Origin of the sequence: Streptomyces sp. A3M-1-3 (genome assembly GCF_024213665.1) — a bacterium.
GTDB lineage: Bacteria > Actinomycetota > Actinomycetes > Streptomycetales > Streptomycetaceae > Streptomyces.
The window spans coordinates 43,569-56,423 of the sequence record NZ_JANAVP010000016.1 but is presented as its reverse complement, the minus strand read 5'-3'; the positions used below and the strand labels follow the sequence as shown (position 1 = coordinate 56,423).

General features: G+C 70.2%; 11 protein-coding genes. All 11 read right to left on the bottom strand.

The features are described from left to right. Nucleotides 1–126 precede the first annotated feature (126 nt). A complete protein-coding gene (locus NLX86_RS19615; RefSeq protein ID WP_254373034.1) occupies nucleotides 127–1,236 on the bottom strand; it encodes an LLM class flavin-dependent oxidoreductase in 1,110 nt (369 codons plus the stop codon). 94 nt (nucleotides 1,237–1,330) lie between these two features. Then, a complete protein-coding gene (locus NLX86_RS19610) occupies nucleotides 1,331–2,590 on the bottom strand; it encodes an ATP-grasp domain-containing protein (RefSeq protein ID WP_254373033.1) in 1,260 nt (419 codons plus the stop codon). 86 nt (nucleotides 2,591–2,676) lie between these two features. Further along, nucleotides 2,677–4,041, bottom strand: coding sequence for a PLP-dependent aminotransferase family protein (locus NLX86_RS19605; RefSeq protein ID WP_254373032.1), 1,365 nt, complete (start codon nucleotides 4,039–4,041; stop codon nucleotides 2,677–2,679). Nucleotides 4,042–4,118: 77 nt separating this feature from the next. Continuing rightward, the gene (locus tag NLX86_RS19600) at nucleotides 4,119–4,430 is read right to left on the bottom strand and encodes a YciI family protein (RefSeq protein ID WP_254373031.1); all 312 of its coding nucleotides are present in this window, start codon (nucleotides 4,428–4,430) and stop codon (nucleotides 4,119–4,121) included. Between the two features lie 46 nt (nucleotides 4,431–4,476). Then, the gene (locus tag NLX86_RS19595; protein ID WP_254373030.1) at nucleotides 4,477–5,223 is read right to left on the bottom strand and encodes an SDR family NAD(P)-dependent oxidoreductase; all 747 of its coding nucleotides are present in this window, start codon (nucleotides 5,221–5,223) and stop codon (nucleotides 4,477–4,479) included. A gap of 76 nt (nucleotides 5,224–5,299) precedes the next feature. Further along, nucleotides 5,300–6,559 carry an MFS transporter gene (locus NLX86_RS19590; RefSeq protein WP_254373029.1) on the bottom strand — a complete coding sequence of 420 codons (1,260 nt, stop codon included), beginning with the start codon at nucleotides 6,557–6,559 and terminating at the stop codon, nucleotides 5,300–5,302. Nucleotides 6,560–6,716: 157 nt separating this feature from the next. Then, nucleotides 6,717–8,036, bottom strand: coding sequence for a hypothetical protein (locus tag NLX86_RS19585; RefSeq protein WP_254373028.1), 1,320 nt, complete (start codon nucleotides 8,034–8,036; stop codon nucleotides 6,717–6,719). Further along, nucleotides 7,997–8,893, bottom strand: coding sequence for an FAH family protein (locus NLX86_RS19580; RefSeq protein ID WP_254373027.1), 897 nt, complete (start codon nucleotides 8,891–8,893; stop codon nucleotides 7,997–7,999). Before NLX86_RS19580 ends, NLX86_RS19585 begins: the two co-directional genes overlap by 40 nt. Before the next feature lie 93 nt (nucleotides 8,894–8,986). Beyond that, a complete protein-coding gene (locus tag NLX86_RS19575; RefSeq protein ID WP_254373026.1) occupies nucleotides 8,987–10,156 on the bottom strand; it encodes a mandelate racemase/muconate lactonizing enzyme family protein in 1,170 nt (389 codons plus the stop codon). Continuing rightward, nucleotides 10,149–11,033, bottom strand: coding sequence for an alpha/beta fold hydrolase (locus tag NLX86_RS19570; protein ID WP_254373025.1), 885 nt, complete (start codon nucleotides 11,031–11,033; stop codon nucleotides 10,149–10,151). The genes NLX86_RS19575 and NLX86_RS19570 overlap by 8 nt, the downstream gene beginning before the upstream one ends. Nucleotides 11,034–11,087: 54 nt before the next feature. Further along, nucleotides 11,088–12,752, bottom strand: coding sequence for a GH3 auxin-responsive promoter family protein (locus tag NLX86_RS19565; protein WP_254373024.1), 1,665 nt, complete (start codon nucleotides 12,750–12,752; stop codon nucleotides 11,088–11,090). Between the last annotated feature and the right edge of the window lie 103 nt (nucleotides 12,753–12,855).

Genomic DNA, 12,855 nt, shown 5'->3' with positions numbered 1-12,855 from the left:
TGCCCGCGTCCGGCAAGCGCCGGCGGGCGACGTTGATGGTGTGCCCGGGGCCGGCCGGCCCCGGCCCGTCGGGCGGTGGTGCTGCGGCGACACCCTGAGGGCCCGGCCGGCGGGCGTCGGCCGGGGTTACTTCTGGCGGCTGGCGATGGCCCAGTCGACGGCCTCCTGCGGGCGGACCGCCGAGCCGGTGATCTGCGGCGCCACGTAGCGGGCCAGCAGCTCCATGCTGCGGTTGGTCTTCTCCCACGAGCACCAGTCGGCGACGTAGACCAGCAGGGTGCCGAAGCCGCCCGTGGCCTCCTGCATGCGGCGGATGCCGTCCACCACGTCCTCGACCGAGCCGACCAGGGCGCCGCCCGCCTCGACGCGGGCCTCCAGGGCCTTCTCGCGCGGCGTGCCCGGGCTGATGACGTCGCGGCCCGCGGCCTTGCCGAAGTACTCGAACAGCCAGCGGTCGTAGCCCTCGCGGACGTCGTTGAAGGCCTCCTCGCGAGTCTCCGCGACGTGCACCGGAAGCGCGATGCGCCACTTGTCGCGGTCGAGGACCTGACCGTGCTCCGCGGCGGACTCCTCCGCGTACTTCCACTGGTTTGCCAGACCGATGTGGTCCGGCGCGCCCGGGGTCATCAGCGCGAACGGCAGCGCGAACGAGGTCATGCTCAGGCCGTACTGGCCGATCAGGCGCGGGCTGGACTGCGAGGTGCCGGAGGTGGCCATGGCCACCTCGATGCCCTGGGGGCTGAAGCGCGGCAGCTGGAGCTTGGCGTCGTGCAGCTCGCACCAGTCCGTCTCCTGCGTGATCCGCTCCTCGCCGTTGACGAGCTCCAGGACGGTCGGCAGGGCCTCTTCGAGGCGGCGGCGCTGGACGGGCTGCTCCAGGCCGAACATCTTGGCGTCGAAGGGCACGCCCGGACCGACGCCCAGGATGTAGCGGCCGCGGGTGAGGTGGTCGAGGTGCACCGCACGGCTTGCGACGTGGAACGGGTGGTGGCCCGAGAGCGGGACCACGCCGTGGGCCAGCTTGATCTGACGCGTGCGCTGCGACGCCGCCGCGATGAGGGTCTCCGGCGCACCGACCAGGCCCCAGCCCAGGGTGTGGTGCTCGCCGAACCACGCCTCGTCGAAGTTCAGGTCGTCGACGTACTCGACCAGGTCCAGGTTGCGGCGGATCGCGAGGTGTGGGTCCTGACCGGTCTCGTGGACGGGGGAAAGGAAGATGCCGATACGGCTGTGCACAGCAGTACTCCAAAGCCGAGGAAAGGGAATGTTTCTGGATGATCCGGACGCGCTAAGGCCTGCGCGTCCCACGACTGGTGAGGCCCGGACCGGGTCAGGCGAGGTGGTAGACGTCGTCCTTCAGCTCGCGCACCCGCTCGTACGCCGCCGTCAGGCGCTCCTCGTCCGGCGCGGTCAGGTACACGCGCAGGGAGCTGGTCAGCAAGTCGACGGTGGGCCGGATCCGGGAGCCGGCCGCAAGCTTGACGCCGACGCGGTGGACGCTGTCGAGTGCGGAGATCTCCTCGACGACCGCCTCGTCCACCGACGCCACGACGCCGTCCAGCTCGGTCGGCGTGTTGTAGACGACCGCGGGCCGCAGCTTGCGGTACGCCTGCCCGCCGTACTGCTTCTGGAACTCCTCGGGACGCGCGTAGGCCTGCGCGGCCAGCGACGCCTGGTTGTGGCCCAGGCACACATCGTGGAAGCCGGCGTCGATGTTGCCGTTGAGCCGGGTGCCGATCTCGACGAGGGCGGGGCCCTCGTCGGTCACGATCACCTCGACGTGCGCCGGACCCCAGCGCACGTCGAGCGCGGCCAGCACCTCGTCGACGTACGCGATCAGCGCCGGAACCGGGTCGCTGTCGGCGTCGAGGAGGATGTCCCGGTTGTAGATGTTCTTGCCGGTCGGCAGCAGGGACTTCTCGTACCGCCACACGCCGCAGGCGTAGCGGTGCCCGTCGCTGGTGACGGTGTCCACGATGTATTCGGTGCCCTTGAGGTAGGACTGCACGACGATCTCGGTGTTCGCGCCGCCGAAGATGTCCGGCGAGCCGAGCACAGTCTCGGCCGCGGCCCGGACGTCGGAGGCGTCGTTGCAGATGTAGACGCCGTCCGACGCCGCCGAACTCAGCGGCTTGACGACCACGGGGTACGTGCCGCGGGCCTCGGCCCACGCGGTCACGGCCCCGGCGTCGCCGCTCTTGAACTGGTCCGCGCACCGCACGCCCGCCCGGCGCAGCGCCTCGATCATCTCGTACTTGTCCCGGCGGGCCTGCGAGAGCGCCGACCCGTTGGACGGGATCCCCAGGGCCTCGCTCAGCCGGTCCGCCAGTACGACGGCGCCCTCCTGGCCGGCGATGACGCACACGGGACCGTACGGGCGGAGCTTGTCGACCAGCACCTCCTCGTCGGAGCAGACGACGTTCTCCGCGTACTGCGACAGATCCGGTGCCAGCATCGAAGGGATCAGCTCGGGCGTGCTCTGCACGTGGATCACACGCGCGCCGAGCCTCCCGAACGCCGCGGGGTAGTAGTTCCCGGCCGAGTACCCGTCGACGACGACCGCGACCGGCGACTCACTTGAGTGACTCATATGTCCTTGTCTTTCCATCTGGTGACAGGCTTTCGGGTGCCGCCCCGGCCTCGCCGGCGGGCGAGCGCTGTATTCCGTCCGGAGGATCAGCCCCGGTCGCGGGGGGTCTCTGAGATGAAGCGGGCCAGGCGGGCGATGCCGGTACGGATGTCCTCCGGCTTGAGGTTGCTGACCCCGAGCCGCAGGGCCCGGCCGCCGCCGCCTTCCACGTAGAACATGCTCATCGGCGCCCAGCTGACGCCGTAGTCACGCGCGGAGCGCTCCATGGCCGCCAGGTCGGCCTCGAAGCCGACCTCGACGACGACGAAGAAGCCACCGCGGGGGGTGTTCCAGCGCACCCCGTGCTCGGCGTAGCGCGCCGGCGGGAAGTGCTCGGCCAGCGCCTCCAGCGTGGTCTCCAGGCGCTCGAGGTAGACGGCGGCCAGCTCGCGGGTGGGGGAGATCAGGTCGTAGTCGTGGTCGACGAGGATCCCGCCGATCACCGCCTGCGACAGCGAGGAGGAGCCCACGGTGTACATCGCCTTGGCCTTGGAGAGCTCCTGGGCCAGAGTCCGGGTGGTGCCCCCGGCGCCGGTGACGTCCTGGTCCGCGATCAGGTAGCCGAGGCGGGCACCGGGGAACGCCGACTTGGCGAACGAACCGAGGTAGATCACCCGGCGGTGCTCGTCGAGGGACTTGAGGGTCGGCATCTTCTCGCCGTCCCGGGAGAACAGCCCGTACGGGTTGTCCTCAAGGATCACCAGGTCCTCCTCGGCCGCCACCTCCAGCAGCCGCCGGCGCGCCTCCAGGGGCAGCACCGTGCCGGACGGGTTGGAGAAGTCCGGGACCAGGTACACCGCGACGGGGCGCTTGCCCTCGGCGCGCACCGCGCGGGCCGCGGCCGCCACGTCCTCGGGGTCGATGCCGTCCGGCCCCTCGGTGATTCCCTTGATCGGGATGTCCAGCATCCGGGCGGCGCCGCGGATGCCGACGTACGCCGGGGAGACCGTCAGCAGCACGTCGTCGGAGGAGGCGAACAGACCGCGCAGGGCGACCAGGGTCGCCTCCTGGAAGCCGTGCGTGATCATGATGGCCTCGGGGGCGACACCGATGTTCTCGTCGTGCTTCAGCATGCGGGCGACTTCGTCCTGGATGAAGCCGCTGACCGGGCCGTACTGGAACATCAGGCGGGTGATGCGCTGCTGCGGCACCCCCCGCTCCTCCAGGTGTTTGATGTAGCGGTCTATGTAATACGACAGCTTCGACAGGTCGTGGTTGCCGTCGTGGGGGGCTCCGGAGGAGAACGACATGGCCTCGGGGAACTTCATCGCGGTCTCGCTGAGGATCCGCATCGAGTCCATCTCCGGGTCGGCGATCCCGGCGTGCAGCCGGTCCCGGTCGAAGGAGACGAGGCCGTCGGCGCCCGCGACCGGACCGATGCCGGACGTTGCGTCAGCCTGCTGTGCATTCACGTGAGTTGGTCCTCTTTCATGTCGGTGGTGGGCGCGGTGCGCAGCTGCTGGGGAACGCCCGGATCAGCCGGTGCGGATCAGGCAGCGGCCCGCCCGGACCCGTTCAGCGCCTCGATCCGGCTGCCCTTGCCCGGGGCCCATTCGCCGATGCGGGTCTCGGCGACGATGCCGCCCTTGACGTAGGGCTCCTCGTCCAGCAGCTGCTGGAGCGCCGCCCGGTCCTCGACCTCGTAGAGCAGCAGGCCGGCGTTGCTGTCCGCCAGCGGCCCGGCCAGCAGCAGGATGCCGCGCTCCGCCAGGTCGTAGAGGTTCTCGGCGTGCGCCGGATACAGGTGCTGACGCCCCTCACGGTCGACGTTGTACTGGAACTCCACTACGAACTTCGCCACGGAAACTTCCTCTCTCGGTGGTGCGGTGGTGCGATGGCCCGGGGCCTCACATGTAGAGGCCGCCGTTGACGTCGATCACGGTGCCGGTCGAGTAGCCGGCGCTCTCCGAGCACAGGTGCAGCACGCTGCCGACGGCCTCGGTGACCGTGCCCATGCGCCGCATCGGCAGCCGGGAGAGCACGTCCTTCTTCGACTCCTCGTCACGCCGCTCCCAGGCGCCAGCCACGCGCGCGGTGGCGATGGGGCCGTGGGCGACCACGTTCACGACGACCCCGGAGGAGGCGAGCTCGTAGGCCATCTGCTTGGTCATCGAGATCACGGCGCCCTTGGCGCCGACATAGGCCGCGTTGTTGAAGTGGCTGTACGTACGGCCGCCCGCGGAGGCGAAGTTGACGATGCGTCCGTAACCGGCCTTCGCCATGACGGGCGCACACACCTTGATCGCGATCCAGGTGCTGACCACGTTCTCCAAGAACGACTGGTCGAGGTGGTCCTTGGTCAGGTCCCCGTAGCCGATAACGCGGGTGTCCCCGCCGACGCCGTTGACCAGGATCGACGGCTCGTGCCGCTCGACGATGTCGAGGAGCTGGCGCTCGGCGGAGGGGATGTCGGTGATGTCGCCGACGACCGTCTCGACCTTCGTGTACTCGGCCAGCTGCCCGGCGAGGCCCTCGACGGCCGCCTCGTCCTTGTCGAACAGGACGAGCGTGTGCCCCTCCTTGGCGAGCCCGAGCGCCACTTCGCGGAGGATGCCGCCGGCGGCGCCGATCAGGAGTGCGGTACGTGCGGTCATGTTTCTGCTCCCTGGAATACGTCTGCGTAGGGGTGAATGCGGGGACGGAGGTCCGGACGGTCCGGCGAGGACGGGGTCAGCCGGCCTGCGAGCCGTTGGCCCGCACCGGTTCGCCTGAGTCCGGCTCGGGGTTGTGCCCGGGCTGCCGAGTGCCGGCGGCGGGGAGGAGGAAGCCCGGAAGCCTAGTGATCAGGGCGAAGGCGAGCGCGGCGCCGATGCCGAGGACGAAGGTGGAGATCCACAAGGTGCTGTAGCCGTACGAGTTCGCCACGGTGAGCCCGACCGGGCCGCCGACCACGAACGCGGCGTTCCAGGCGAAGAAGTAGGACCCCTGGTAGGTGCTGGCGCGCCCGGCCGGCGCGCGGTTGGCGATGAAGGTCGCCGACATGGGCGCCCAGACGACCTCGCCCAGCGTCCAGACGACAGTGGCGACGATGAAGCCCGTCATGCCGTCGGCCAGCGCGTTGAGGCCGAACCCGATGCCGAACAGCGCACTCGCGATGATCAACGGCACCTGGTCCCGAAGGCCCTTGACCAGCCGGGGCGCCAGCGGCAGCAGCGCGATCGACAGGACCGCGTTGATGGCCAGCACGATGCCGATGTCGCCCGGGCTGAGCTTGGCGCCGCGCATGTCCAGCGGCAGCGCCGAGTTCACCTGGAGATAGATGCACGCCAGGAGGAAGGTGAGGGCCAGGAACGCGACGAGCACCGGGGAGTGGAACGGCTCGGCGATGCCCTTCACGGCGCCGCGCAGCACCGAGGAGCCGCTCTGCTGGGCGGCGGGTCGCGGGGCGTCGGCGGGCAGTCGCCAGACCAGCACCGCGTAGATCACGCAGCACAGCGACCACACGATGAACAGGGCCGGCGGGTAGAAGGACAGCAGGACGCCGGAGATGACCGGGCCCAGCGACATGCCGACGTTGAAGCCCACCAGGAAGAGGCTGTACGCCTTCGTGAACTGCTCCTGCGGCACGATCTTGGCGATCAGCCCCGCCCCGGCCGGCCTGTCCACCGCGGACAGGAAGCCGGTGACCAGGGAGAGCACGCAGAGCGCGTACACGTTGGTGGTGACGGCGAACAGCAGTGCCGTGACCGCGGTGACCGGCTGCGCGGCGATGATGGTGCGGCGCTCGCCGATCAGGTCCGCGACGGCCCCTCCCACCAGGCCGGACAGCACGATTCCCGCGCCGTAGAGTCCGACGATCAGCGGTGTCTGATGGGCATCCAGGAGTTCGCCCTGCTCCAGGTAGAGGATCAGGAAGGCGGGCGCCAGGGTGCCGAGGCGACTGAACGTCTGCCCGAACCACAGGAGCCAGAACGCTTTGGGTAGCGCCATCAGTTACCTGCCATTCGTCGTGGGGGAGTGGTGACCGGGGCGCAGGAGGAGCGGAGCGCTGCGTGAGCGGCATTCGCGGCCCTCGATTGAGCCAGACACGAGAAAGAATAGCGAACGTTCGCTTTGCTAGGCCGGTCGAGCAGCGAGCGGATACGAGTTAGGGAAGTTGGCCGACTGGTGGCCGCAGGACCGTATCGGCCAGCTCGCGCATCACGTCCTCGGCCACCCGGCGGTCGTCGGCCGAGCCGCCGAGCCCCAGGAGGAGCCGCAGCCCTCCCTTGAACACGGACAGGTGAAGGGACCCGGACGCGTACGTGCCGTGGCTGACGACGGTCCCGAACTCCGTCACCCGGCGCACGTGCCCGCCGAGCACGGTGTCGGCGTTCCCGGTCCGGGAGAGCCGCAGCCGGTGCGCCCCGCCGAAGGCCGCCGCTTCCCCGGCCGGCGTGGGGACGCCGCGGCGGCCCGGCTCCGCCCGGGGCGGCCGCCAGGCGGCGTCCGCCGCCGCGACGGACGCCGCGTAGGCGCGGGCCTGCTCCACGAGCGTGCCGTCCGTGATCCGCAGCGGCGTGCGCAGCGTGTGGGCGCAGCAGCCGGTCTCGGAGAGCCGGACGCTCTCGGCGTACCGCTGGCGCAGCGAGACCGTGGTGAGCACGTCGACCCGGTCGTGGCCGGTCGCCCGGGTGAAGCAGACGGCCAGCACCGCCGCGAAGAACTGGTCGACGGTGATGAGGTGCTGGCCGCACCACCTCTTGAGCAGCGCGCTCTGCCTCGGCGACAGGGCGAGTGGCCACACCACCTGCCCGTGCGGCCGCGCCCGGAAGGGGTTGCCTCCCTCGTCCGGCCCCGCACACGAAGGCGGGACGGCCGGGGCGGGCGGCACGGCCACCGGGGGCAGCGCGCGGTACGACAGCTCGTCGCAGTCGGGCAGGAGCTGTTCGGTGAAGGGGCGCGGCCCGCGCTGCTCCGGCTCCTCCCCGAACAGGGTGTCCAGCAGCACCCGCACCAGCCGCCCGGCCGTGTACCCGTCACAGATCGCGGGGTGGCATGCGAGGTAGAAGTGCGTCGCGGCCTCGCCCCGGTCGTGGACGATCCGAAGCCGCCACAGCGGACCTCCCGGCCGCAGGGAATCGTTGACCTCCTCGGCCAGCAGGTCCGCCGGCGTCCGGGCGGCCGGCATCTCCTCCTGGCCCGTCCACGCCGGTCCGGCGTCGCCGCCCCGGTGGAACCAGAGGGCGTCGCCCTCCTCGCGGATGCGCATCGACAGGGCGGAGAACCCCGCCGACCAGCGCGCCACCACCTGGGCCAGGTAGGCGGAGCCGAACACCGCCGCTACCGTGACCAGGGTGGTGACCTGGGCGCCTCCCCGGGTCCGGGCGTGGGTGCGCGCGAGTTCCGACTCGATGCCGCTGAGTCTGCGCACCGGCTCCGGGGCGGTCATCGTCCGGCCGGGTTCGTCGCCGCGGGCCGCGGCCACGAGACCGTGTTCGACACCGTGACCCCGTGCTCGGCGAATTCGAGGGTGACGCGGTCGCCGTCCGCGATCTGGAAGCCGCCGTGGAAGCTGCTGCGGTCCGCGCCGATGTAGACGTAGTGCACCCGCCCCGGGTGCAGCAGCGCCCGGTGCCCGAACAGCGCGGGCATGATGTCCTCAAGCCGGTAGTGCATGGCCCGGGTGCCCGTGGCGAAGGGGGCACGCCAGGCCTCCCGCCCGTCGCGCTCGATCGTCACCCGGCCGGTCACCGACACGGGCGGTGGGCCGAGGAAGAGCCACGGAGCCACCGAGGCGTCGCAGAGCTTCGCGTACGACAGGTGCCCGTGGTGCTGCCGGAACCGGCCGATGTCGGTGAGGTCGTTGCCGAACGTGTGCCCGACGTAGCGTGCCTCGCCCTCCTCGTCGGTGACGTAGACGAGTACGACCTCGGCCTCTTCGGTGACGGTCACCGCGCTCTCCGGTACCGCCAGCTCCTCGCCGGAGACCTTGAGTACGTCGCCCAGCCCCTTGAGGAACCAGTTGGGCTGAGCCTGGGTGGTGGCGTCGACCTTGACGTTGTGGGTCTGCATGAAGCCGCCCACCATGGCGTCGCCGACGGCCGTGGGCAGCAGCGGCGGCCGCATCCGGAGGGCGCCGAGCTCCTCGGCCGGGACGGCCACCGCGTCCTTGCCGTCCGTGAGCGCTGCCACGAGCGCGGCGCTGTCGCCGTCCGCCGCAAGTACGGCGGCGTGCAGGTCGTCGTCCTTCAGCGGGTACAGGTGCAGCGGCGCCCCGTCCTCGGGCCGGTCGAAGCCGAAGTACCGCTCACCGCGGTGCGTGCATTCAAAGAGCATGGTCATGTCAGGTGCCTCCTTGGCGGGCATAGGCGCAGGGGTGTACGCACACGGGCGTACGGAAGGGGGATTGCAGGGGGGCGGACGGCAGGGAGCGGCTCAGCGCGCGGCCAGGTCCTGCCAGTCGGCCCGGCCCTCGCTGAACCGGAGAGCGGCCCAGCGTTCGGCGTTGTCGTTGAGGGTCACGCCGAAGCCGTGACCCCCGGCCGGTGCGATGGTGTTGGTGAGCCGGTCGACGGCCGGCGGCGGCGCGACGATCATCTCGGGGAAGAAGCGGTCGGACTGGCCCGCCTCGACGGTCAGGGCGTCGAGATGGCGGAAGGCCAGCGCCCGGCTCGCGTTGATCAGCGGGCCGACCTCGGCGACCTGCACCCCGAACTGGAACGCGAGGCCGTGCTCGCGGGCGTAGCCGACGAGCCGGCCGGCCCGCAGCACCCCGCCGTTCTTGGCGACCCGCACGTTGACCGCGTCGCAGGCCCCGTACTCGACCGCCGTACGGGCGTCGTCGAGGGTGCACACCGACTCGTCCAGCATGATGCCGACACCGGCGCCGCGGCGCAGGGAGCGCAGACTCTCCCAGTCGCCCTTGGGCAGCGGCTCCTCGATGAGGTCCACTCCGCAGTCACGCAGCCGCCAGGCATGCCCGAGCGCGTTCTCGGGCGTCCAGCTCATGTTGGCGTCGACCATGATGGAGACCGAGTCGCCGACGTGGTCCCGGATGGCCCGCACCGTGCGGGCGTCCCGCGCGATGTCCTCGGACGCCTTGATCTTCACGAAGTGGAACGGTCCCCGGGTGGCCAGGAACTCCTCGACGTCGATGCTGAGATCGAGCACCTGGGACACCGGCAGCCGGCCCGGCTCCTCGCGCTTGGAGCCGACGCTGCCGAGCAGTTCACGGGCGCTGAGCTCCAGTTGCTTGCCCAGCAGGTCGAGTACCGCGGTTTCGAGCAGGCAGATCAGGTTGCTGCCGCCGCTGACCCCGAAGGCCGCCTCGAACCCGTCCGCATGCAGCCGCTCCAGCAGTTCGGCCGCCGCCGTCGCCCGGATCCGGGCGAAGACCCGGTCGAGCGGCACCCGGCGCAGCGCCTCGACGACCCCGTCGCTGGTCTCACCGGTCACGTACGAACGCGGCGCGCACTCGCCGACCCCGTACGCTCCGTCGGCGTCCAGCCGCAGCACCAGGCTGTCGGAGGTCTTGCGCCGGGCGGCGGGATGCTCGAACGCCGACCGCATCGGCAGCTCCACCCGGTACAGCAGCGCCTCAGACATCGCGGTCCAGGCCCTGCAGCAGGGTGTGGACCGAGCTCCAGTCGATCAGGTCGTCGGCGACGCCGGTGTAGAAGAGGTAGTGCTTGTCGGTGGGCAGCTTCATGATCGTGCCGCGCCCGGACACCAGGCTCTGGAACGCGCTGTGGGCGGCGGCGAGGTCGATGATCGGGTCGCTCATGCCCGAGACGAAGGTGAACGGCACCCGCGGCAGCGCCCGCTCGGGCCGCAGGTAGCGGCGCTCCAGCTCCAGCAGCGTGGCCCGCGAGCGGCGGGTGAGCAGGCGTACCGCCAGGTCGTCGTGGTCGATGAAGTGCTGGTACTTCGGGTCGTCGGTGAAGTCCGCGGACTTGAGGCCGGCGTCCCACAGTTCGTCGCTCTGCTCGTCGGCGAGCGCTCGCAGCTGCTCCCCGTCGAGCGTGGCGTGCAGCTTGCCCAGCCAGGCGGAGCAGAAGACGGCCGCGTCGTAGCGGGTGGTGAAGTCCGGATGGTGCATGAGCGCCGCCAGGAAGGAGCCGCCCAGGCAGTGGCCGAACAAGGACAGCGGAACGTCCTCGCCGATGCTCTCGCGCACCTGCGCCACTGCGTTGATGTAGTCACGCAGAATCGTTTCGGCGTCGGGGATCTCCTGCCGCTCGCCCGGGCTGATCCCGCTGCCGCGCCGGTCGAGCACGAAGAAGGCGATGTCGTTGTCGGCGAAGCGCGCGCCCACCTCCCAGGCCCAGCCGGCGTGGCTCTGGAGCCCGTGGAAGTAGAAGACCGCGCCCTTGGTGCGGCCGCTCGGCGGCTGCCACACGTGGAGCGCCAGGCGCGCGCCGTCGGACGGCACGTCTGTGATCTCGCGGCGGATGTTCTGCGGAGGCCTCTTGGTCTCGATCATCTCGTTGTTCCTTGTTCCTTCGCTGGTGGTCGGATCAGGGTGGGTGGGTGCGCCTCAGCGGCCGACGAGCTCGGCTACGAAGTCGATATCCGCCTGGAAGGGCTTGTACTTGTACTGGGTGGAGTTGCCCGCCTGACGGCGTGCCTCGATGTACGCCGTGATCGAGTCGCGCTGCACGGTGACGAGTTCGAGCGGTCCGAGGCGGCCGCTGTCCCGCTTGGACGCGTACTCGATGTTGATCTCCCGCAATGCCTCGTCCACCGCGGTCGAGAGCGTGCCGTCCAGTTCGGGGCCGGGCTCGGGGGCCTCGCTGACCACGACGTACCGCGGCAGCTCGCCCCACATGGGTCCGCACATGTACAGACCGGTGTCGAGCCCGCCGGCCGCCATGCCCTGCTTGATGGCGTCGGTCACCTGGGATTCGGTGATCTTCTCGCCGGTGAACGAGTGGTAGACGCCGTCCCGGTGGACGAAGTGCACCCACGGTGTCCCGTCCATGATCCGGTCGACGCGGTAGACGTCACCGGTCCACAGCCGGTAGAGCCCATTGCCCTGCGTCATGATCAGGTGGTAGTCGCGGCCCGCCTCCACCTCGCCGACCAGCAGGGTCTCGAACTCCGCTCCCTGGTCGATCAGTTCGCCGAGCGGCACGTCGGCGGGCACGAACTCGAAGAAGGCCTGGCCCACGGCGAGCGGCTGGCTGTCGAGCGAGTCGTCGACCGGGATGGTAGTGACGCCCTCCGTGCCGCAGCTCATGAACGGCATCTTGCTGACGCCGGGCAGCACCGCTTCGAGCTTGGTCCGGTACAGCTCGGCGGACGCGGACAGCCAGCAGCTGTACAGAGTCAGTGAAGGCCACACGTCCTTGAGGCTGAACTCGCCCTGGGCGAGCACCGATTGGAGGTGCCGGGCGGCCTTCTCGTCCGGCTCCCCGTACGGCTTGCCCTCCATGGTTCCCGCGCGCAGATCGCGCACCAGGGCCTCGCTGTGCTCGGCGATCAGGTCTCTCAGTGAGACCAGGGTGCTCGGGTTGATCGCCGAGATGAAGTGCAGCTCGGTGCCGAGGAGATGGCGGATGCGGTGGTACATCCGGCCGACGTGGCTGGTGGGCGCGTCCGGGCCGAACCAGGGGGACTCGTACCACGGCGGGTTCCAGTCCCGGCTGTTGATCTGGGGATGCCGGTTGCTGATCGCCTGGTGCTGCACGCCGTGCACGAAGTCGTACACGTCCTCGCGCAGGGTCTGCGTGTCGAGCGTGGCATGGGGGTGGGCGAGCAGCTCGGGGTGGTGTTCGAGGTACGTGCCCCACATGGCCTTGATCGCCGGGACGCGGTACTTCAGCAGCCAGTGCAGCGTGTACGGCACCCGCTTGGGCACCCCGGTCGTACCGCTGGTCTTGAGCCAGCGCAGCACCGGGCTGGAGGAGAGCACCCCGCCCTTGGTGCGGGTCTCGCGCTCGATCTCCGCGGAGAAGTCGTTGTACCGCATGACGGGAAGGACCGCACGGAAGCGGTCGGGGTCGGTGGCGACCGCGTCGTACCCCTTCTCCTTCCAGTGCAGCGAGCCGGCACACAGCTCGATGATGTCCTCCAGGACCCTGCGCTGGGTTCCCTGCGGGTCCTTCAGTTCGACGAGCAGCTCGTCACGGGCCTGCAGGCACTCCTCGACGAATGCGGTGCGGCGGGCGTTCCAGTGCTCCTGCCAGTGGGGTGTGTCCACTGCTCTCAACTCCTCTTTGATCTACTGAAAAATGGTGATAAAACATCTTTCTTTGGGCAGAGCTGCCCGCGAAAACGTTTGTCGGAACGGTCCGGGCGCGAAG

Coding starts and splice junctions, on each gene's coding strand:
- NLX86_RS19595 (WP_254373030.1), bottom strand. CDS start 5,223: ATGACCGCACGTACCGCACTCCTGATCGGCGCCGCCGGCGGCATCCTC.
- NLX86_RS19570 (WP_254373025.1), bottom strand. CDS start 11,033: ATGATCGAGACCAAGAGGCCTCCGCAGAACATCCGCCGCGAGATCACA.
- NLX86_RS19580 (WP_254373027.1), bottom strand. CDS start 8,893: ATGACCATGCTCTTTGAATGCACGCACCGCGGTGAGCGGTACTTCGGC.
- NLX86_RS19590 (WP_254373029.1), bottom strand. CDS start 6,559: ATGGCGCTACCCAAAGCGTTCTGGCTCCTGTGGTTCGGGCAGACGTTC.
- NLX86_RS19575 (WP_254373026.1), bottom strand. CDS start 10,156: ATGTCTGAGGCGCTGCTGTACCGGGTGGAGCTGCCGATGCGGTCGGCG.
- NLX86_RS19610 (WP_254373033.1), bottom strand. CDS start 2,590: ATGAGTCACTCAAGTGAGTCGCCGGTCGCGGTCGTCGTCGACGGGTAC.